General features: G+C 62.8%; 20 protein-coding genes and 1 tRNA gene. 15 read left to right on the forward strand and 6 right to left on the reverse strand.

Annotated features, from left to right (window positions below):
- The first annotated feature begins 66 nt into the window (after window positions 1-66).
- Window positions 67-816, forward strand: a complete 750-nt coding sequence (locus H351_RS13185) for a GntR family transcriptional regulator (protein ID WP_019749216.1) — start codon at window positions 67-69, stop codon at window positions 814-816.
- A gap of 54 nt (window positions 817-870) precedes the next feature.
- Here the strand turns inward: H351_RS13185 and H351_RS13190 are convergent, their stop codons facing one another.
- Entirely contained in the window at window positions 871-1,329 is a 459-nt protein-coding gene (locus tag H351_RS13190) for a PTS sugar transporter subunit IIA (protein ID WP_019749215.1), read from the reverse strand.
- Window positions 1,326-1,556, reverse strand: coding sequence for a PTS sugar transporter subunit IIB (locus H351_RS13195; protein ID WP_003941324.1), 231 nt, complete (start codon window positions 1,554-1,556; stop codon window positions 1,326-1,328). The genes H351_RS13190 and H351_RS13195 overlap by 4 nt, the downstream gene beginning before the upstream one ends.
- A gap of 327 nt (window positions 1,557-1,883) precedes the next feature.
- On the opposite strand from H351_RS13195, the gene H351_RS13200 reads away from it, so the two are divergent.
- The 11 genes from H351_RS13200 (at window position 1,884) to H351_RS13250 (ending at window position 13,471) form a co-directional block, all read left to right on the forward strand.
- A complete protein-coding gene (locus H351_RS13200; RefSeq protein WP_029255724.1) occupies window positions 1,884-3,227 on the forward strand; it encodes a PTS transporter subunit EIIC in 1,344 nt (447 codons plus the stop codon).
- A 2-nt stretch (window positions 3,228-3,229) separates the two neighbouring features.
- On the forward strand, window positions 3,230-3,499 hold the full coding sequence (locus tag H351_RS13205) for an HPr family phosphocarrier protein (RefSeq protein ID WP_019749212.1): 270 nt from the start codon (window positions 3,230-3,232) through the stop codon (window positions 3,497-3,499).
- A complete protein-coding gene (ptsP, locus tag H351_RS13210) occupies window positions 3,499-5,172 on the forward strand; it encodes a phosphoenolpyruvate--protein phosphotransferase (RefSeq protein ID WP_029255723.1) in 1,674 nt (557 codons plus the stop codon). The genes H351_RS13205 and ptsP overlap by 1 nt, the downstream gene beginning before the upstream one ends.
- Complete coding sequence (locus H351_RS13215; protein ID WP_029255722.1) at window positions 5,169-6,410, forward strand: N-acetylglucosamine-6-phosphate deacetylase; 1,242 nt, start codon at window positions 5,169-5,171, stop codon at window positions 6,408-6,410. Before ptsP ends, H351_RS13215 begins: the two co-directional genes overlap by 4 nt.
- Window positions 6,398-7,177 (forward strand): glucosamine-6-phosphate deaminase, encoded by a 780-nt coding sequence (gene nagB / locus H351_RS13220; protein WP_019749209.1) that lies wholly within the window; start codon window positions 6,398-6,400, stop codon window positions 7,175-7,177. Before H351_RS13215 ends, nagB begins: the two co-directional genes overlap by 13 nt.
- A 1-nt stretch (window position 7,178) precedes the next feature.
- Window positions 7,179-7,901: a copper homeostasis protein CutC gene (locus H351_RS13225; protein WP_029255721.1), complete on the forward strand. Its 723-nt coding sequence runs from the start codon at window positions 7,179-7,181 to the stop codon at window positions 7,899-7,901.
- A 129-nt stretch (window positions 7,902-8,030) separates the two neighbouring features.
- Window positions 8,031-9,548, forward strand: a complete 1,518-nt coding sequence (locus H351_RS13230) for a CoA-acylating methylmalonate-semialdehyde dehydrogenase (protein WP_019749207.1) — start codon at window positions 8,031-8,033, stop codon at window positions 9,546-9,548.
- Window positions 9,549-9,562: 14 nt separating this feature from the next.
- Window positions 9,563-10,723 (forward strand): isobutyryl-CoA dehydrogenase, encoded by a 1,161-nt coding sequence (locus H351_RS13235; protein ID WP_029255720.1) that lies wholly within the window; start codon window positions 9,563-9,565, stop codon window positions 10,721-10,723.
- Window positions 10,720-11,778, forward strand: a complete 1,059-nt coding sequence (locus H351_RS13240) for an enoyl-CoA hydratase/isomerase family protein (RefSeq protein ID WP_019749206.1) — start codon at window positions 10,720-10,722, stop codon at window positions 11,776-11,778. Before H351_RS13235 ends, H351_RS13240 begins: the two co-directional genes overlap by 4 nt.
- 23 nt (window positions 11,779-11,801) lie before the next feature.
- Window positions 11,802-12,695, forward strand: a complete 894-nt coding sequence (mmsB, locus tag H351_RS13245) for a 3-hydroxyisobutyrate dehydrogenase (RefSeq protein ID WP_003941308.1) — start codon at window positions 11,802-11,804, stop codon at window positions 12,693-12,695.
- Window positions 12,695-13,471, forward strand: coding sequence for an enoyl-CoA hydratase (locus H351_RS13250; protein WP_029255719.1), 777 nt, complete (start codon window positions 12,695-12,697; stop codon window positions 13,469-13,471). Before mmsB ends, H351_RS13250 begins: the two co-directional genes overlap by 1 nt.
- A gap of 93 nt (window positions 13,472-13,564) precedes the next feature.
- Here the strand turns inward: H351_RS13250 and H351_RS13255 are convergent, their stop codons facing one another.
- Window positions 13,565-14,098 (reverse strand): MarR family winged helix-turn-helix transcriptional regulator, encoded by a 534-nt coding sequence (locus H351_RS13255; RefSeq protein ID WP_020970065.1) that lies wholly within the window; start codon window positions 14,096-14,098, stop codon window positions 13,565-13,567.
- A gap of 85 nt (window positions 14,099-14,183) precedes the next feature.
- Between H351_RS13255 and mraY the strand changes: the two genes are divergently transcribed.
- Entirely contained in the window at window positions 14,184-15,260 is a 1,077-nt protein-coding gene (gene mraY / locus H351_RS13260; RefSeq protein WP_003941316.1) for a phospho-N-acetylmuramoyl-pentapeptide-transferase, read from the forward strand.
- On the opposite strand, the gene H351_RS13265 is transcribed toward mraY, so the two are convergent.
- Window positions 15,257-16,543 carry a multidrug effflux MFS transporter gene (locus H351_RS13265; RefSeq protein WP_029255718.1) on the reverse strand — a complete coding sequence of 429 codons (1,287 nt, stop codon included), beginning with the start codon at window positions 16,541-16,543 and terminating at the stop codon, window positions 15,257-15,259. The genes mraY and H351_RS13265 overlap by 4 nt on opposite strands.
- Window positions 16,544-16,765: 222 nt before the next feature.
- Here H351_RS13265 and H351_RS13270 point away from each other — a divergent pair.
- Window positions 16,766-16,836 (forward strand) — tRNA-Cys (locus H351_RS13270).
- 159 nt (window positions 16,837-16,995) lie between these two features.
- Window positions 16,996-18,291, forward strand: a complete 1,296-nt coding sequence (gene dcm, locus H351_RS13275) for a DNA cytosine methyltransferase (RefSeq protein ID WP_021334279.1) — start codon at window positions 16,996-16,998, stop codon at window positions 18,289-18,291.
- Between the two features lie 82 nt (window positions 18,292-18,373).
- Here dcm and H351_RS32780 read toward each other — a convergent pair whose 3' ends face one another.
- Both H351_RS32780 and H351_RS13280 read right to left on the reverse strand, forming a co-directional pair.
- Entirely contained in the window at window positions 18,374-18,499 is a 126-nt protein-coding gene (locus H351_RS32780) for a hypothetical protein (RefSeq protein WP_255246884.1), read from the reverse strand.
- 394 nt (window positions 18,500-18,893) lie between these two features.
- A complete protein-coding gene (locus H351_RS13280; protein WP_029255717.1) occupies window positions 18,894-19,541 on the reverse strand; it encodes a TetR/AcrR family transcriptional regulator in 648 nt (215 codons plus the stop codon).
- Window positions 19,542-19,635: the final 94 nt, after the last annotated feature.

Below are 19,635 nucleotides of genomic sequence, written 5' to 3' on the forward strand. Positions count from 1 at the left end.
GCGATTTCAGATCGTTATCGTCGGCGAATAGACGACTATTCATTTCTCGGAGGGACAGTCGCTGTGATGCCCGTTCATTTGCGCGACAGCGCAATACCCAAACATGAGCAGTTGCGCACCATTCTCCTGCGCAAGTGCACCCAAGAACTCCAGCCTGGCGACTTGATGACCAGCGAGCGAAACCTGATGCAGGACTACGGCGTCAGTCGGATCACTGTTCGCGAGGCCATCGGCCAGTTGGTCAATGACGGACACCTCGTGCGTGTGCGTGGCAAGGGCACCTTTGTCGCGCACCGCGCTGTCCAGTCCAAGCTGCACCTTGCGTCGTTCACCGAGGAGATGAGGGCCCAGGGGCATCACCCCACCACAGTGGTCCTGGTCAGTGAGCAGGGGCCGGTCCCCGAAAGCACTGCTGCCGCACTGAATATGAGACCGGGTTCCGAGGGGTATCACGTCAAGCGCTTGCGCCTCGCCGACGGCGAGCCGGTGAGTGTGGACGACGGCTGGTTCAATCCGGAACTGTTGCCTGGTCTACTCGACATGGACTTGACGGGTTCGATCTACCGGGCGACCGCTGACAAGTACGACAAGCCGATCGACCGGGCAGAGCAGACTGTCAGTGCAGATGGTGCCAGTACGGAGATCGCGACTCTCCTCGGCACTCGTAAAGGCGCGCCGGTTCTGTACTTCGATCGAGTGTCGTTCAGTGAGATCGCGCCGGTCGAACACACTCGCAGTTGGTACCGATCCGACCGCTACCAGTTGCAGATGGAAGTGCAGGGCCAGGCGCGGCCCAAAACGCGCGGAGACCAATAGCCATCGTTCGAAACGAAAGGGCGAGCACACCTTCCGGTGTGCTCGCCCTTTGCGTTACGCCGACCAGTCGAACAGAGTGTCGCCTGTGGCGACGTCCCCACCGACGGAAGGGGATTCGACGGTGTCCGGTTTGGAATCCATCACGACAACCGGGCAGATCGCCGAGTAGCCGGTCGTGTCGATGTGCGCTGGATCGAAGCTGACAATGGGATCACCCGCATCGACGGTGTCACCCTCGGCGGCGATGAGCGTGAATCCGTCGCCTTCGAGCTTGACCGTGTCGATGCCGATATGGACCAGCACACCGGTGGCCTTCTCGCCGAAGATCACAAACGCGTGGGGGTGAAGTTTCAGGATCTTTCCGCTGATCGGCGCCACGACCGTGAGCGGGCCTTGACCGCGGGCGGGTTCGATCGCGACGCCCGAGCCGACCATCTGCTGAGCGAAAACCGGGTCCGGGACGTCCGCGAGTGCGACGACCCGGCCGGGCAGCGGGGCGAGGACGACCGTCACAGGATGTCCTCGATGTCCTCGGCAAGGGTGTCGGCTTCGGGCCCGACGATGACCTGGACAACCGTTCCGGCTTTGAGCACGCCGTGTGCGCCGGCAGCCTTGAGAGCGGACTCGTTCACCTTCGCTCCGTCCTTGACCTCGGTACGCAGGCGGGTGATGCAAGCCTCGATCTCGACGATGTTCTCTGCGCCGCCGAGGCCCTTGATGATTGCTTCCGCTTTCGACATTTGCTGCTCCTGATTGTCGGGTTGGTCGTGATCGTTGAACGGTCGTACAGGTGGGCTGACTAGTTGCTGGTCAAGGCTATCCCGGTTACGTATGTCACATTTGGGTGTTGACAACTCGCCTCCACCAGGTAAAACTACAACTGGTTATGACCGGACAGTACCCGTTGGAAGTCCGGCTCCACAACAGTTTCGACAAAACGGTTTTGCCCTCACTTCCGAGCATGAACCGTGACCTGCATTTTCACGAAACCTGCACGTGCACGACACCCGAATTTCCAGAACCAGCGGCCGATCGCGACGCGGCCCGGCGAACGAAGAAGGTCCTTGATGACTCTCGAAGACACCCCGAAGAAGGAATCGAAAGTGTTCGCCGGGGTTCAACGCCTCGGCCGAAGCTTGATGCTTCCGATCGCCGTTCTGCCGGCTGCGGGAATCTTGCTCCGCCTAGGCCAGGACGACCTGCTCGGGCGATTCAGTTCGATGCACAGTGCTGCCGCAGTGATCTCTGCGGCAGGACAAGCAGTCTTCACGTGGCTGCCGCTGATCTTCGCCGTCGGTATCGCGATCGGCTGGGCCAAGAAGGCCGACGGCTCGACTGCCTTGGCAGCCGTCGTCGGCTACATGGTGATCGACGGAGTGTTCAAGGCGATGTCGCCCATCGTCCTCGAAGGGAAGACCGACCCGAACGGGGATCAATCACTGATCAACTACGGTGTGCTCGCCGGCATCGTGATGGGCTTGCTGTCGGCGATCTTGTGGCAGCGGTTCTATCGAACGAAGCTTCCCGATTATCTCGGATTCTTCAACGGGCGCAGGCTCGTTCCCATTCTGACAGCGATCACAGGTCTCGTCGTCGGTGTCCTGATGGCATTCGTGTACCCGTTGTTCAACTCCGGATTGAACTGGGTCGGTGAAGCAGTTGCTTCCAATACCGTTGTGGGCGGCGGCATTTACGGCGCAGCGAACCGCCTCCTGATCCCCACCGGCTTGCATCACATCTTGAACTCCGCCGTGTGGTTCCTGATCGGCGACTACCAGGACGCGAGCGGACAGATCGTTCGCGGTGACCTCAACCGGTTCTTCGCCGGCGACCCATCTGCCGGCACGTTCATGACCGGCTTCTTCCCGATCATGATGCTCGCCCTCCCCGCTGCAGCCTTCGCAATCTGGCGCAACGCCAAGCCTTCTCAGAAGAAGCTCGTCGGCGGCATCATGCTCTCCACCGGCCTGACTGCTTTCCTCACCGGTATCACCGAGCCGCTCGAATTCTCCTTCATGTTCGTCGCGTGGCCGCTGTACGTCATCCACTCGCTCCTGACCGGAACGTCGATGGCCTTGGTCAATGCGCTGGGGATTCACGACGGATTCACGTTCTCCGCAGGCTTCTTCGACTACGTGTTGAACTTCGGCAAGGCAACCAACGCATGGATGTTGATCCCGATCGGACTCGGCTACGCCGTGATCTACTACTTCCTTTTCAGCTTCGTCATCAAGAAGTGGAATCTGCGCACGCCGGGACGAGAAGAAGAGGTCGAGGTGGCCGCAGGTGAGCCCGACGCCGCGCTGCTCGAGGCCGAACTGGCACTGGCTGCCGAAGGTGACAGCCGCACCGACGCCCCGCTCGTCGCCGAACTGGAAAACAAGCTCGACAAGGAACTGGGAGGACGCTGACCATGGCGATCGCAACCACGACAATCGGATCCCGAGTCGGGCTCCACGCACGACCCGCAGCGCTCTTCGCGCGCGCCGCGGCCGACCTGCCGGTCGACGTCACCATCTCGCTGGGCGACGGCGAACCCGTCGACGCCTCCAGCATGTTGTCTGTCATGACTCTCGGAGCCGCATTTGGGGATTCGGTGACGTTGCGTGCTGACGGTGACGGCGCCGATGCTGCGGTCGGTTCGCTCGCAGAGCTTCTCGCCTCCGAACTGGACGAAGCCTGATGACGGCGAGTGTGGACAACCGCATCGCGGGTATCGGAGTGAGCGCGGGTTCGGTCTGTGCGCCGTGGTTGCGATTCTCCACGCCTGAGCCGACTTCGGCGTCGGACCCGATCACCGGCAGTCCCGAGGCGGAGCTGATCAGGATCCGTGAGGCACTGGACGCCGTCGCGGAGGAACTGCTCTCGCGTGCAGAGACAGTCGAGGGCGTGTCGGCAGAGATCCTGACGACGTCGGCTGCGATGGCGCGCGATGCGGGCATCGTGAAGGCGGCCGAGGCGAACCTGGAATCGGGGTTGCCGACCGCACACGCCGTCGCAGTTGCCTTCGACGCATTCTGTGAAAAGCTCACGGCGCTCGGTGGGTACATGGCCGAGCGGGCAACGGATTTGCGCGATCTCGGGCAGCGAGCCGTGGCCGTTCTTCGCGGGGAACCGATGCCCGGAATCCCCGCTCCCGGTCATCCGTACATCCTGGTGGCGCGCGACCTCGCTCCGGCAGATACAGCGACGTTGGGCAACAGTGACGTGGTCGGATTGTTGACTGCCGAAGGAGGTCCGACCAGCCACACCGCAATCTTGGCGAAGTCGCTCGGAATCCCGGCCGTGGTCAACTGCTCGGGAACCGATCTGCTCGCGGAGGGAAAACTCCTCATCCTCGACGGCACCACCGGGACGGTCACCATCGATCCCTCGGCAGAAATGCGCGAGCGCGCTGTCCTCGAAGCATCGTTCGTGGCAGAGCAGTCAGCTTCGGCACATGGTCCAGGACGCACGCGTGACGGGTTTGCGGTGAGGTTGTCGGCCAACATCGGAACCCTCGAGGACGCCGCGCGGGCCGGGGCGGCGGATTGTGAGGGCGTCGGACTGTTCCGTACCGAATTCTCGTATCTCGGGCGCCACGACGCACCTTCGGTGGAGGAGCAAGCGCAGACGTATGCGTCGGTGCTCGGGCACTTCGCCGGACAGAAGGTGGTGGTCCGCACTCTCGATTCGGGTTCGGACAAGCCGTTGCCGTTTCTCGATCTCGGGGTCGAGGAGAATCCGGCCCTTGGTGTCCGCGGGCTCCGTGTCGGCACGGTCTATCCCGACACACTCATCAGTCAGCTCGACGCCCTCGCGGCGGCAGGCAACGCGACGGGCGCCGATCTGTGGGTGATGGCGCCGATGGTAGCCACTGCCGACGAGGCGAAAGACTTTGCAGAACTTGCGCGTTCGCGGGGGATCGGCAAGGTCGGAGCAATGATCGAGATTCCAGCTGCAGCGTTGCGAGCGAAGGATATCCTCGAGCACCTCGATTTTGTCAGTATCGGCACCAACGATCTGAGCCAGTACACCTGCGCCGTGGATCGTATGGCCGGAGGCCTGGCGCAACTGCTCGATCCGTGGCAGCCGGCGGTCCTCGATCTGATCGCGATGGTCGGTCAGGCGGGCGCCGACGCCGGGAAACCTGTTGGTGTGTGCGGAGAATCCGCGTCGGACCCGCTGTTGGCTCCGGTTCTGGTCGGTTTGGGCGTGACGAGTCTGTCGATGTCGGTCCCGGCATTGGGTGCAGTTCGCGCGAAACTGGCCTCTCTCGATCTGGCGGTGTGCAAGGACATGGCCGCTGCGGCGCGGGGCGCGCGAAACCCGCTCGAGGGTAGAGCAGCTGTCGCGCGGATTCGCGAGTCAGCATGAGTACATCAGGCTCGGCTGCTGTCGGCGATCGGCTCGTACTGCGGGGAACGGTGATCGGATCTCCGATCGGCAAGATTCACGACGGAGTTGTGGTCGCGGACGGTGAGAAGATCAGCTGGGTCGGCTCGGCTGCGGACTACGTGGCGTCCGCACCGGTCGTCGTCATTCCGGAACGCACCGACACTGTGATCATGCCCGGCCTGATCGATGTCCACAGCCACGGCGCAGCTGGTGCTGGTTTCCCGAACACCGACGCCGATGGTGCGAGCCGCGCTGCGGCGCACCATTGTGAGCACGGCACGACCGGAATGCTGGCCAGCCTGGTCTCTGCACCGCGCGCAGATCTGGTCCGACAAGCAACGATGCTCGCCGATCTGGTCGAACGCGGAGAACTTCTGGGTATCCACCTCGAGGGGCCGTTCATCAACGGCGTTCGCTGCGGTGCCCAGGATCCGGCGGCGATCGTGCCCGGCGATCCGGACCTTCTCGAAGCCGTCTGTGACGCTGCGCGGGGGACCGTGCGGTCCATGACCTTGGCGCCCGAGACCGAGAACTTCGAAGAGTTGCTCGCGATCATGCGTCATCGCAATATCGTGCCGAGTTTCGGTCACACCGATGCGGACGCGGCAACGACATCGGCGCGCATCGATGCTGCGGTGCAAGGGGATTGGGCCGGTCAGATCAGCGCAACCCACCTCTTCAACGGGATGCCGCCCCTGCACCATCGATCTCCGGGTCCCGTCGCGGCGTGCCTGGCGGCTGCCGCGAGAGGCGAGATGGTGGTGGAACTGATCGCAGACGGTGTGCATCTTGCGCCCGAGACCGTGTCGATGGTCTTCGACGCTGTCGGACCGGACCAGATCGCCTTGGTCAGTGATTCGATGGCCGCGGCCGGAATGGACGACGGCGACTACCAACTCGGTGCGCTCGACGTCACGGTTGCCGACGGAGTGGCAAGACTCGCGACCACCGACGGCAGTTCCGGTGCCATCGCCGGAGGGACTGCAAGATTGCTCGACGTGCTTCGCAGCACTGTCCTCGACGGCGGCGTCGCGCTGGAAGACGCTGTCGCAGCGGCAACTCGGAGCCCTGCGCGTCTGCTGGGGCTTGGCGACCTGATCGGATCGCTGGCCGTGGGCTGCCGAGCCGACATCCTTGTCACCGATCGTCACTTGCGCCTGGGGCGTGTACTACTCGGCGGAAAAGCCGCCGGAAAGGAACAATCATGGAAATCGTAATTCAGCCGACACCCGCGGAGGTCGACTCGACCGTCGCGGACATCGTCGAAGGCTACGTCAGAGCCGGGGCGACGACGCTTGGACTTGCAACGGGGTCGTCGCCGATCGGAACCTATCGTGAACTGGCAGCGAGGCATCGCGATGCCGAACTCGACTTCTCGCTGGCTCGGGCGTTTCTGCTCGACGAGTACCTGGGATTGCCGAAACGCCATCCGGAGTCGTACTACTCGGTGATTCGGTCGGAGTTCGTCGATCACGTCAATCTGGATCCGGCGATGGTGTCGAGTCCCAACGGTGAAGCACCGTGCCCGGAGAAAGAGATCGCACGATACGACCAGAGCATCGCGGCGGCCGGGGGAGTGGACGTGCAGTTGCTCGGCATCGGCACCGACGGTCACATCGGCTTCAACGAGCCCGGATCGTCGTTGACCTCGAGAACTCGCGTGAAGACGCTGACCGAGCAGACCCGGATCGACAACGCACGGTTCTTCGACGGGGTGGACGACGTCCCACACCACGTGCTGACCCAGGGTCTCGGAACCATCAGCGATGCACGGCATCTGGTGATGATCGCGACCGGAGAAGGGAAGGCCGATGCGATCGCCGCTGCCGTCGAAGGTCCGTTGTCTGCGTTCTGCCCGGCTTCGGTGATGCAATTGCATCGCCATGTCACCGTCGTGATCGACGAAGCTGCTGCCAGTTCGCTCAAACTTGCCGACTACTACCGGTATGCGCTCGAACACAAGCCGTCGTGGCAGTCCTTCTGACATGACGGTTCTGGAGCTGGCTGTGCAGGACGTGCGGGGGGCGAGGATCGCGCGTTCGGTGGGAGCGACTCGAGTCGAGTTGTGTGCGGCACTCGGCCCGACGGGGGGATTGACGCCCAGCATCGGAGTGATCGAGGCTGCGTCGGAAGTGGGGATCGCGGTTCACCCGTTGATCCGTCCGCGCGCCGGAGGTTTCGTGTTCTCACCCGACGAAGTGTGGGTGATGGAGCACGACGTACTTGCTGCCGTGGCCGGAGGAGCTTCCGGCGTCGTGATCGGCGCACTGACAGAAGACAATACGATCGACACCGTCGTGCTGCGTCGCATCATCGGATGCATGGACCGTGCGCGGGTCGAGGTGACGGTACATCGTGCGATGGACGTGGTGGCCGACCGTCTGACCGCGCTGGACGAACTGATCGAGTTGGGCGTGACCCGCGTGCTGACGTCCGGGGGTGCGGATACCTGCAGCGAGGGTCTCGACGAGATCGGTCGAATGGTCGAACATGCCGCAGGCCGGATCCAGATCATGGCCGGTGGCGGAATAACCGTCGACGACATCCCGGCAATCGCCGCCGTCGGCGTCGATGCGGTGCATCTCTCGGCACGCAAGGTTGTCGCGGTGTCCGGTGGCCCGGGTGGGGGATCGGACGGATACGACGTCACCGATGCAGTAGTCGCGCAGGAAGCGGCAGCCGCGCTCCGCGCTGTGCGCCTTTATTAACCCCCCGCGGTTAATAAAGGCGCACAGCCCTTGGGCTCTAGACATACATGGACATCCAACTATAGGATGGTAGACATATTCACTGCTGCCTCCTGGGCGGTCCATACGAGCAAGGAACGGGTTAGCACAATGGTTGAAAATGCGACGGTTCACGAGTTGACGCACTTCGTCGGTGGCAAGCGTGTTCCCGGGACATCTGATCGATTTGCGGACGTGTTCGATCCCAACACCGGCAAGGTGCAGGCCCGCGTCCCCCTCGCGAGCAAGGCCGAGACCGAAGCCATCATCGCCAATGCCGAAGAGGCGCAGCAGGTGTGGGCAGCATACAACCCGCAGAAGCGCGCCCGCGTGCTGATGAAGTTCCTGCAGCTCGCTCAGGCCGAGATGGATTCTCTGGCCCGCCTCCTCTCGTCCGAGCACGGCAAGACCGTCGCCGACGCCAAGGGTGACATCCAGCGTGGCCTCGAGGTCATCGAGTTCGCCGTCGGCGCTCCGCACCTGCTCAAGGGTGAATTCACCGAGAGTGCCGGCACCGGCATCGACGTGTACTCCATGCGTCAGCCGCTCGGCGTCGTCGCAGGCATCACGCCCTTCAACTTCCCCGCGATGATCCCGCTGTGGAAGGCCGGCCCCGCCCTCGCCGCCGGTAACGCCTTCATCCTCAAGCCCTCCGAGCGTGACCCCTCTGTCCCGCTGCGACTGGCTGAGCTGTTCCTCGAAGCCGGACTGCCTGCGGGTGTGTTCAACGTGGTCAACGGTGACAAGGAAGTTGTCGACGTCCTGCTCACCGACGATCGCATCAAGGCTGTCGGCTTCGTCGGCTCCACGCCGATCGCTCAGTACATCTACGAGACGGCCGCAGCTCACGGCAAGCGCGCACAGTGCTTCGGTGGCGCCAAGAACCACGCCATCGTCATGCCGGACGCCGACCTCGACGAGGTTGCCGACGCCCTGATCGGTGCAGGCTACGGCAGTGCCGGTGAGCGTTGCATGGCCATCTCGGTTGCCGTTCCCGTCGGCGAGGAGACCGCGGACGCTCTTGTCGCGAAGCTGAAGGAGCGCGTCGCGAAGCTCAAGATCGGTCGCAGTGACGACGAAGGCGTCGATTTCGGACCGCTCGTTTGCCAGGATGCCCTCGACCGCGTCAACAACTACGTGCAGATCGGCATCGACGAAGGCGCAACGGCAGTCGTCGACGGCCGCGGCTTCACCCTCGAAGGCCACGAAGGTGGATTCTTCGCCGGCGCAACCCTGTTCGACAACGTCACCTCGGACATGCGCATCTACAAGGAAGAGATCTTCGGACCTGTCCTTCAGGTGGTCCGCGCTGCCGATTACGAAGAGGCACTGCGTCTTCCGACCGAACATGAGTACGGCAACGGCGTCTCCATCTTCACCCGCGACGGCGACACCGCGCGTGACTTCACCGCTCGCGTCAACGTCGGCATGGTCGGCGTCAACGTGCCGATCCCGGTCCCGATCGCGTACCACACCTTCGGTGGCTGGAAGCGCTCCGGCTTCGGTGACCTGAACCAGCACGGTCCCGACTCCTTCCGCTTCTACACCAAGACCAAGACGGTGACGCAGCGTTGGCCTTCCGGCAAGAAGGAAGAGACCAATCACTTCGTCATCCCCACGATGAACTGATCGGACTACCTTCCATGTTTACTCTGACCGATGACGAGCGGGCGATTCGTGACACTGCCCGCGACTTCGCGGCCGAGCATCTGGCGCCCAACGCAGTGGAGTGGGATCAGACCAAGCATTTCCCGGTGGACGTCCTCCGTAAGGCGGCGTCCCTGGGAATGGGCGGTATCTACATTCGTGAAGACGTGGGCGGCAGTGAGCTGAGCCGCGTCGACGCTGCTCGGATCTTCGAAGAGCTCGCCAAGGGCGATCCGTCGATCGCCGCGTACATCTCCATCCACAACATGGTCACGTGGATGATCGACCAGTTCGGCGACGACGAACAGCGCCACAAGTGGGTACCCGGACTCTGCTCGATGGATCAGTTGGGCAGTTACTGCCTGACCGAACCCGGTGCAGGTTCCGACGCGGCCGGCTTGAGCACCAAGGCCGTTCGTGACGGCGACGACTACATCCTCAACGGCGTCAAGCAGTTCATCTCCGGCGCAGGCACTTCCGACGTGTACGTCGTGATGGCGCGCACCGGATCTGCCGGTGCCAAAGGGATCTCGGCGTTCATCGTGCCCAAGGATTCGCCCGGACTGTCGTTCGGTGCCAACGAGGTCAAGATGGGCTGGAACGCGCAGCCCACCCGTCAGGTGATCTTCGAAGACGTGCGAGTTCCTGCCGCCAACATGCTCGGTGAAGAGGGCAGCGGCTTCCGCATCGCCATGAAGGGTCTCAACGGCGGCCGGCTGAACATCGCCGCCTGCTCGGTCGGTGGGGCCCAGGCGGCGCTGGAGAAGGCAGTCGCATATCTGGTGGACCGCAAAGCTTTCGGTTCGGCACTGATCGAGTCGCAGGCCCTGCAGTTCCAGCTCGCCGACATGCGTACCGAACTCGAAGCGGCCAGGACGTTGCTGTGGCGCGCCGCTGCCGCACTCGAAGACGGAGCGTCCGACGTCGTGGAGTTGTGTGCGATGGCCAAGCGCTTTGCCACCGACACCGGGTTCGACGTAGCCAACAAGGCTCTCCAGCTTCACGGCGGGTACGGCTATCTTGCTGAGTACGGGATCGAGAAGATCGTCCGCGATCTTCGGGTTCATCAGATCCTCGAAGGCAGCAACGAGATCATGAGGGTGGTCATCGCGCGAAGCGTGGTCGCATCAGGTCAGGGAAAGCAAGGAGCAGCATGAGCGACGAGCTCGAGGTATTGATCGAAAAGCGTGACGGACTGGGGCTCATCACCCTCAACCGGCCCAAGGCGATCAACGCCCTCAACCACTCGATGGTCAAGGCGATGGCCAAGGCACTCGCGGAATGGAAGTCCGACGACGACGTCAAGGCGGTCGTACTCACGGGCGCCGGCGAGCGTGGTCTGTGCGCCGGCGGCGACATCGTCTCGATCTACCACGACGCCAAGGACGGCAAGACCGGTTCGCTCGATTTCTGGCGTGAGGAGTACATCCTCAATTCCGAGATCGCGAACTACCCGAAGCCGTACGTCGCAATCATGGACGGGATCGTCATGGGCGGCGGCGTCGGAGTGTCCGCACACGGCGACATTCGCATCGTGACCGAGCGCTCGATGATCGGAATGCCCGAGACCGGAATCGGTTTCATCCCTGACGTGGGCGGAACTTACCTGCTCTCGCGTGCTCCCGGTGAACTCGGAACGCACATCGCGCTCACCACGGCGCGACTGAGCGCCGGCGATGCCATCGCAGCAGGCTTCGCGGATCACTTCATCCCGTCGGAGAACATCGAGACGTTCATCGCCGCACTCGCGTCGTCTTCGGTTGCCGACGCCGTGGCGCAGTACGCGGAGCCGGCTCCGGTGTCGGAACTGTTGGCCCAGCAGAGCTGGATCGACGCCGCGTACTCTGCCGACGACGTCTCCACCATCGTCGAGCGTCTTCGAGCGAGTGGAATCCCCGAGGCGGAGAAGGCAGCGGAGCAGATTCTCGGCAAGTCCCCGATTGCACTGTCGGTGACCCTGCGATCCCTGCGACATGCCAAGGAAGCAGCAAGCTTGGAAGAAGTCCTCAACGAGGAGTTCCGGGTCTCGACGGCAGCGCTCGCCTCACACGACCTGGTCGAGGGTATTCGCGCCCAGGTAGTCGAGAAGGACCGAAACCCGAAGTGGTTGCCGGCAACCCTCGAAGATGTCACGGCTGAATCCGTCGATGCCTACTTCGCCCCGCTGGGCGACAACGAGCTCGGACTCACCCCTCAACCGCAAGGCAACTGATCACCGCCGAAGGAGCATCACTAATGAGCACCATTGGATTTATCGGACTCGGTCACATGGGTGGCCCGATGGCGGCCAATCTCGTCAAGGCCGGACACAAGGTCGTCGGTTTCGATCTGGCACCCGCGGCGCTGGAGCAGGCAGTCAAAGACGGTGCATCGGTAGCGGATTCGGCGGTCGATGCCGTTCGCGGTGCCGACGTCGTGATCACGATGCTGCCGAGCGGTAAGCATGTTCTGGGTCTGTACGAAGAGCTGCTGCCGGTGGCAACACCGGGCACGCTGTTCATCGACTGTTCCACCATCGACGTCGCCGACGCCCGCGAGGCACACGACAAGGCCGAAGCGGCCGGTCACCGCAGCGTCGACGCACCGGTCTCCGGTGGAGTCGTCGGGGCTACCGCAGGCACGCTGGCATTCATGGTCGGCGGTTCCGAGGCTGACTTCCAGGCCGCGTCACCGTTGCTGGACGTGATGGGCCGCAAGGTCGTTCACTGCGGCGACGCCGGTGTCGGCCAGGCTGCCAAGATCTGCAACAACATGATCCTCGGCATTTCGATGATCGCGATCAGCGAGGCATTCGTGCTGGGCGAGAAGCTCGGCCTGAGCAACCAGGCGCTCTTCGACGTGGCGTCCAACGCCTCGGGGCAGTGCTGGGCACTGACCACCAACTGCCCGGTACCGGGACCGGTGCCCACCAGCCCGGCCAACAACGACTACCAGCCCGGCTTTGCTGTCGCGCTGATGGACAAGGACCTCGGTCTGGCTGCAAATGCGCTGCGCAACAACGGCGTCGATGCGGAGATCGGGCTCAAGGCCGCGGAACTCTACAGTCGCTTCCACGCCGCGGGCGGTGGCGGTCAGGACTTCTCTGCCATCATCAACGACATCCGTGACCGTTCGACCGAAGGACAGTAGTGACCGACTTCAACACCATCATCCTCGAGCGTAAGGGTCGCGTCGGCGTCATCACGCTCAACCGCCCGAAGGCTCTCAACGCCCTGAACTCCGAGCTGATGAACGAGGTCGTCGCCGCGGTTGCCGACCTCGAAGCGGACAACGGCATCGGAGCCATCCTGATCACCGGTTCCGAGCGCGCCTTCGCCGCCGGCGCCGACATCAAGGAAATGCAGTCCAAGACGTACATGGACGCATACGTCGAAGATTTCTTCACCCCGTGGGATCGCGTCGCAGCCGCTCGTAAGCCGCTGATCGCCGCCGTCTCCGGGTACGCGCTCGGTGGTGGCTGCGAACTGGCGATGCTCTGCGATTTCATCATCGCTTCGGATACCGCGAAGTTCGGCCAGCCCGAGATCAAGCTCGGTGTCATTCCGGGTATCGGTGGCTCACAGCGCCTTACGCGCGCCGTGGGTAAGGCCAAGGCCATGGAGCTGTGCCTGACCGGCCGCAACATGGACGCAGAAGAGGCCGAGCGCGCAGGCCTGGTTGCCCGGATCGTTCCGGCCGCCGAGTTGCTCGACGACGCATTGAAGACCGCAACCACCATCGCCGAGATGTCGCTGCCGATTGCGATGATGGCCAAGGAAGCGGTCAACCGTTCCTTCGAGACCACACTTGCCGAGGGCGTCCGCTTCGAGCGTCGGGTGTTCCACTCGACCTTCGCGACGGAGGATCAGAAGGAAGGCATGACCGCGTTCGTGGAGAAGCGGTCCGCCGAGTTCAAGCACCGCTGAAATTCGTTAGCGCTGAACTTTCGAACAGCTGAAACTGCCCTCACACTCGTCGAGAGTGTGAGGGCAGTTTCTTTGTGTGTACGGGTCGTCGGTTCACCACTTGGTGGGCGCGCCGCCGGTGTCGAAGTCGCCCGCAGTCTTGCGAAGTTCAGTGAGGATCGTCACCAATTGCTCGAGCTTGTCCTGCTGGAGTCCGGGGTGTGCGAACACTTTGCTGTTGAGCATTTCAGTGGCTTCGAGGGCCAGCGCGCGACCCGCGTCGGAGATCTCGATGAGCGTCGCACGTCGATCGCTGGGATGCGGAACCCGTCTGACCAGCTCCGCTTTCTCCAAACGGTCGACGGCATTGGTGACGCTGGTGGGGTGAACCTGGAGTCGGGCACTTGCCTTGGCCATCGGGAGGGCGCCCGACCTGGTGAAGGTGAGAAGCGTCAGCAGTTCGTAGCGGGCGAAGGTCAGCCCGAGAGGCTTGAGTACCTCTTCGACCCGCGCCATCATGATCTGTTGCGCACGCATCACCGACGTGACCGCAGCCATACCGTCGGCGACATCGCTCCAACCGTGCTTCGTCCACTGACGATGCGCCTCTTCGATGGGGTCGAGGGGGAGCGGCGCGGGGGGAGACATAAGTTCGATCATCCCATGCTGGCAAGCGGTCGGGTGCCTTGTCTGATTGTGTGTCGCAGCCGCTTACGTCTGTAGAGTCCCACGGGTGATTTCAATCCTCGTAGCGGGTGGCGTCTCGTTGTTCGTCGCGCTCTTCCTGACTCCGTTTCTCATTCGTGTGCTTTCGCGGCAGGGGCTCGGGCACGAGATTCGGATCGAGGGTCCGCAGAGTCATCAGGGCAAGCGTGGCACCCCGTCGATGGGCGGCATCGCGATCATCGCCGGCATGTGGGCGGGCTACCTGGCGGCACACATCATCGGTTTCGGCTCGCGGCTACCGCGGCTGTCTGCATCCGGTTGGTTGGTTCTCGCGCTGGCGACGTCACTGGGAATTGTCGGCTTCCTCGACGACTTCATCAAGATCCGCAAGAAGCGCAATCTCGGGCTCAACAAGACGGCGAAGACCGTCGGTCAGCTCGCGAGCGCCATCATCTTCGGCATTCTCTTCCTGCAGTTCTCCAACAACAACGGAGTCACCCCCGGAAGCCAGTACCTGTCCCATGTGCGAGATATCTCGGTGTTCTCCATGGGTGCCATCGGCTTTGTGGTCTTCTTCTGCATTCTGGTGTTCGCCTGGTCCAACGCCGTCAATTTCACCGACGGTCTCGATGGTCTCGCGGCCGGTTCGATGGGCATGATCCTGGGGACCTACGTCGTCATCGCCGGTTGGCAGTACCGGAACTCGTGTGTCCTCGAGCCTGCCGCCGGTTGCTACGACGTTCGTGACCCCCTGGATCTCGCTATCGTCGCTGCCGCGGCAGGCGGGGCGTGCCTCGGCTTCCTCTGGTGGAATGCCGCCCCGGCTCAGATCTTCATGGGTGACACCGGCTCCTTGGCGCTGGGCGGCCTGGTGGTCGGCCTGTCCGTCACGACGCACACCGAGTTGCTAATGGTCATCATCGGCGCCCTGTTCGTGGCTGAGATCCTGTCGGTGATCATCCAGGTTCTGGTCTTCCGATCGTCCGGCCGACGCGTATTCAAGATGGCCCCGATCCATCATCACTTCGAGTTACTCGGTTGGCCGGAAACCGTCGTGATCGCAAGATTCTGGATCTTCGTCGCGATCTCGTGCGTCCTGGGACTTGCCACCTTCTACAGCGAGTGGTTCTCCGCTGCCGGTTAGACCGATTCACTCTTTCGGGTCGTATCACTCTTTCGGGTCGTAGCCAGAAGAGCGACCAGACCGAGCGACACACACGCCGTCATCGTGACGGCCAGGGCTGTGCTCGTGTTTCCCAGCAGGCCGACGGCCGGCGCGATGGCCGCACCGACGCCGAACTGGAATGCACCGAGCATTGCCGCGGCAGTACCGGCCGCTTCGCCGTGACGAGCGAGCGCCAGTGCCGGGGCGTTGGGAAGAACGAACCCGATGGCACCGGCCATGACCCACAGTGCGATCACGAATCCGGTTAGCCCGCCCAGTTCCAGGACCGCGACGGCAATGACGACGGCCCCGGAGACAACGGCAGCCACGAGGGCCCACTTGGTGATCTGCTGGGGAGTCCAGCGATCGAGCAGTCGGACGTTGACCTGCGAAGCACCGATCAACGCAATCGCGCCCGCACTGAAGAGCAGTGCGAACTCCTGCTGATTGAGGCCGTACTGATCTTGATAGACAAACGACGCGCCTGAGACATACGCGAACAACGACGCCATACCGACGCTGGAGACGAGCGTCAGGACCATGAACGTGCGGTCGCGGAGCAGCGAACCGTAGGTGCGGAGAACCGACTTCAATCCGCTCGGGCGACGCTTTTCCTTCGGCAGTGTTTCGGACAGTCCGAAAGCACCGATCATCGCTGTGCCGACGCCGATCAGTGCCAGGACGACGAAGATCCCGCGCCAGTCGAGGGCGACGAGGAGGGCGCCACCGATGCTGGGCGCCAGAATCGGCGCAACGCCGAGCACGAGCATCAGCCGGCTCATCACGACGGCAACGGTGTTACCGCTGTAGAGGTCGCGGACGATCGCCATGGTGACCACTGCCGCGGCCGCCGCGCCCATGCCCTGGAAAACCCGCAGGATGCCGAGGACCGCGATGCTCGGTGCGAAGACCGCCAGCAGCGAAGCCAGGATGTGCACACCGATCCCGGCGAGCAGCGGCTTCTTGCGGCCGAGAGTGTCCGAGAGCGGCCCGACCAACAGCTGTCCGAGTGCGAGGCCGATGAGAGTTCCGGTGATCGTCAGCTGAACCGTTGACGACGAGACCCCGAGATCGGCGGCGATATCCGGCAGCGCGGGCAGGTACATGTCGATGGTGAAGGGCCCGAGCGCAGTCATGGAACCGAGGGCAAGAATCTTCCCGACGCTGGGCTTACGGTCGACACTGCTCATTTCCAGCGGGGCTGCCTCCAAGGGCGGAGCTGCCTTCACGGGCGGGGCAACGGCGGTGTTCTCGGCACTCATGAAACCTTCTGGGTTGTCTGGGTCTGGCGAACTGCTCGGTCGTTCGGGCGAAATTCGTATGATCTGCGCCCGCCGAGGGAGTCAGCATCGAGACTGACCGATTTGTTCCCGAAGGGCTCGCAGTTTTCCCAGAGACTGGAACGGCGGGTGGGATCGCACTCGAATCATGCTGAGCGGAACTGTGGTTCGACGCCGTGACTCAGGGCAGAGTTACTCACTGACGCGGGTGTGGCTGAGTGGCTAGGCACCGGCCTGCAAAGCCGTTCACACGGGTTCGAGTCCCGTCATCCGCTCGTGTCGGAGACCGGCAGGCCTACCGCCTGCCGGTCTTCCTTGTGAGGTCCCGGTTCACGGGGTCGGCTGCGATAGTCTGGGCTGCCGGAGCGAGCGGACCATATGAGTGAGGCACTGAATTGATTTCGGGACAGGACCTGCGATCACGGCGCTTGGACGTGGGGATCAGTCAGTTCCAGTTCGCCCGTCAAGCGGGAGTCTCGTCAGCCGTCGTCTCCGCGTGGGAACTCGACAAGGCGTATCCGAAGCCACCGGCGGAACGAGCAGTTCTCACGGCCCTCTCCGCGCTGGAAGCGGCCAAGCGTGAGGGTACGTACGCGGCCCCCCGGAAGCGATCGAGCGGCAGTACCCGTGCGCGTCGAGTGACACCGGTCAACGACCCCGCCTCGGTGGCCAGGCGTGCCGTCGCGGGGGCAGGAAGCGGCGGCCCCACCGTATTGACAGCGTTCTCGGGTTGTGGCGGTATGGCCGAAGGCTTTCGGATGGCGGGGTTTTCGGTGGAGGGATACATCGAAGTCGTGCCGGAGGCGCGTGCGACCTTCGATCGGAACTTCCCCGGCGCGAGGTGCCTCGGCGAGGACATTCGGGCGATCGACGAAGCCCGGGTGAAAGATCTTCTGGCACAAGTGGACATCGATGTGTTGGCTGGGGGACCGCCGTGTCAGGGGTTCAGCCTCGCCGGCCGGCGAGACCGCGACGATCCGCGCAACCATCTCTTCCGGAACCTGCTGCAGCTCGCCGAATTGGTGAAGCCGAAGGTCTTGGTGATGGAAAACGTGCGACTGCTGCTCAGCATGAAGGACCCGGACGGTGGGATGGTCGTCGACCGGATTCTCGGCGAGATGGCTGCATGCGGTTACGACGCGTCGGTCAACACGGTCAATGCGCAGGATTACGGCGTCCCGCAGTTCCGGGAACGAGTGTTCATCGTGGCGACCCGCCGCGACAGTAGTATCGGGCCGCTGCGTTTTCCGCCGAAGACTCACGGCGTGAATGGTGTTGCGCCGCTGAGGACTTTTCGCGATGCCACCGTCGACCTGGCCCCGCTGGAATCCGGGCAGGCTTGCGAGACGGACCCGCTGCACTGGGCCGTCGAGCATCCCGAGCACGTCTTGCGGTGGCTGCGTGATGTACCAGAAGGAATGTCGGCGCACGACAACGAAGATCCGGCCATGCGACCGTCGTCCGGGTACAACACGACGTACAAGCGCCTCCGGTGGGACGAGCCGGCGTCCACGGTCGGAACCACTTTCGGGATGATCTCGGCTTCACGCAACGTGCATCCGAAACACACGCGATCGTTGACCGTTCGAGAAGCTGCTCGCCTCCAGACCTTTCCCGACGACTACGTCTTCGAGGGTAAGTGGGGAGCGGTGCGCACGATGATCGGCAATGCGGTGCCGCCGCAGCTGGCGTCGGTACTGGCAGGAGAGATCAAGAAGGCACTCGGCTGAGATAGAGCACCTACGGAAAATGGGGCCGACAATGTCGGCCCCATTTCGAGTTACGCCCTGGCAGGGGTGTGGTGCAAGCGAATCAGCTGAGGTTGAGCTTGGCGATCAACGGCTGGACGACCTTGATGATGTCGATGACGGCGCTGAGGGTGTTGATGGAACCCATGTTTCGGTCCTCCGTGTCGTATGTACAGGTTTGTATGTACAAGGTTGTGTCTGCGTGGTGTTTCTGTACGACCTTGTGTCGCAGACACAAGTTAGCAAACTGGACGCTTGTTTTGGTCGAAATGACCACTTTGCGCTGAAGTTGCTGAAAAGTTCACGGATTGTTCAGGAGCGGAAACAAAAAACAGGCCGGACTCCCCGAAGTCCGGCCTGTCGATGACGCTTTGCGATCAGCTGAATGCCGAAAGTGCGCTGATGAGGCCGATGCCCGCAACTGCGACCTTGAGGACACTCAAGACGTCTTCGAGCTTGACACCCTCGGGCAATACGTTTTCGACAGACTCCATGTTGGATCCTTCATGTGTTGGGGTCGTGGTCCAGCGCCACTGCAAGCAAGATACCCAATCGTGACCACCTGTGAAACCCCGGCGCGAAGATCACAGTTTTGTTGCGCCGGACTCACTGGCTGTCGCAGCCATGGTGGCCGCCACTATTTGTTCCACGCTGATGCCCGCCGCCGGTAGGCAGTGGTAGAAAACTCGTTCGCAGAGGTCGACCATCTCGCCTCGTTCGAGGGTCGGCTCGTCGATCCAGTTGACGACTATTTCCTCCATGAATGCCTGCCACCCGGCGATGGTCGCCTCGACGGTCGCATTCGATTCGATGCCCAGATTTGTGAGCGCGGCGACGATCCATGTGGTGAACGTTCGGCGCATCCCGCGATAGATCGTGCGCATCCGGACGTCGCCACTGCCGGCCATCCGCATCACGGCGAGGTAAATGGTGGGGTGCTCGATAACGGCATCGACGAAAGTTTCGATACCTGAACGCAGCTGGGACGTGATCGGTAGTTCGGGATCCGGTCGCATTCGATCTTCGAGATCGGCCGAGGCAGCCTCGAGGATGGCGTTCTGGAAACCCTTCTTGTTCTTGAAGTAGTGAAACAGCAGTGGCGGCGAGACACCGGCCTCGGCTGCGACGCGATCCATCGACAGTTGGTCGAAAGGCTCGGTCCGCAACATGTGTACTGCTACCTCGAGGATTTGCCTCTGACGGTCTTCGGGGGAGCGGGGGACTGCGGCCATTCCGACATCTTATGTATTGGTTCGGGAGGTTCATTGACTTTTACTCAACGCTGTCTATAACGTGAGGTAACACATACGTGAGGCGAGGAGTCCG

The sequence above is a fragment of the Rhodococcus erythropolis R138 genome, from assembly GCF_000696675.2.
Lineage (GTDB): Bacteria > Actinomycetota > Actinomycetes > Mycobacteriales > Mycobacteriaceae > Rhodococcus_F > Rhodococcus_F erythropolis.

Bases quoted from the DNA above. Each gene is read 5' to 3' on its own strand.
- H351_RS13215 (WP_029255722.1), top strand. From the start codon at position 5,169: ATGAGTACATCAGGCTCGGCTGCTGTCGGCGATCGGCTCGTACTGCGG.
- mmsB (WP_003941308.1), top strand. From the start codon at position 11,802: ATGAGCACCATTGGATTTATCGGACTCGGTCACATGGGTGGCCCGATG.
- ptsP (WP_029255723.1), top strand. From the start codon at position 3,499: ATGACGGCGAGTGTGGACAACCGCATCGCGGGTATCGGAGTGAGCGCG.
- H351_RS13265 (WP_029255718.1), bottom strand. From the start codon at position 16,543: ATGAGTGCCGAGAACACCGCCGTTGCCCCGCCCGTGAAGGCAGCTCCG.
- H351_RS13235 (WP_029255720.1), top strand. From the start codon at position 9,563: ATGTTTACTCTGACCGATGACGAGCGGGCGATTCGTGACACTGCCCGC.
- H351_RS13230 (WP_019749207.1), top strand. From the start codon at position 8,031: ATGGTTGAAAATGCGACGGTTCACGAGTTGACGCACTTCGTCGGTGGC.
- H351_RS13255 (WP_020970065.1), bottom strand. From the start codon at position 14,098: ATGTCTCCCCCCGCGCCGCTCCCCCTCGACCCCATCGAAGAGGCGCAT.
- H351_RS13280 (WP_029255717.1), bottom strand. From the start codon at position 19,541: ATGGCCGCAGTCCCCCGCTCCCCCGAAGACCGTCAGAGGCAAATCCTC.
- H351_RS13185 (WP_019749216.1), top strand. From the start codon at position 67: ATGCCCGTTCATTTGCGCGACAGCGCAATACCCAAACATGAGCAGTTG.
- H351_RS13195 (WP_003941324.1), bottom strand. From the start codon at position 1,556: ATGTCGAAAGCGGAAGCAATCATCAAGGGCCTCGGCGGCGCAGAGAAC.
- H351_RS13225 (WP_029255721.1), top strand. From the start codon at position 7,179: ATGACGGTTCTGGAGCTGGCTGTGCAGGACGTGCGGGGGGCGAGGATC.
- H351_RS13205 (WP_019749212.1), top strand. From the start codon at position 3,230: ATGGCGATCGCAACCACGACAATCGGATCCCGAGTCGGGCTCCACGCA.
- H351_RS13240 (WP_019749206.1), top strand. From the start codon at position 10,720: ATGAGCGACGAGCTCGAGGTATTGATCGAAAAGCGTGACGGACTGGGG.
- nagB (WP_019749209.1), top strand. From the start codon at position 6,398: ATGGAAATCGTAATTCAGCCGACACCCGCGGAGGTCGACTCGACCGTC.
- H351_RS13200 (WP_029255724.1), top strand. From the start codon at position 1,884: ATGACTCTCGAAGACACCCCGAAGAAGGAATCGAAAGTGTTCGCCGGG.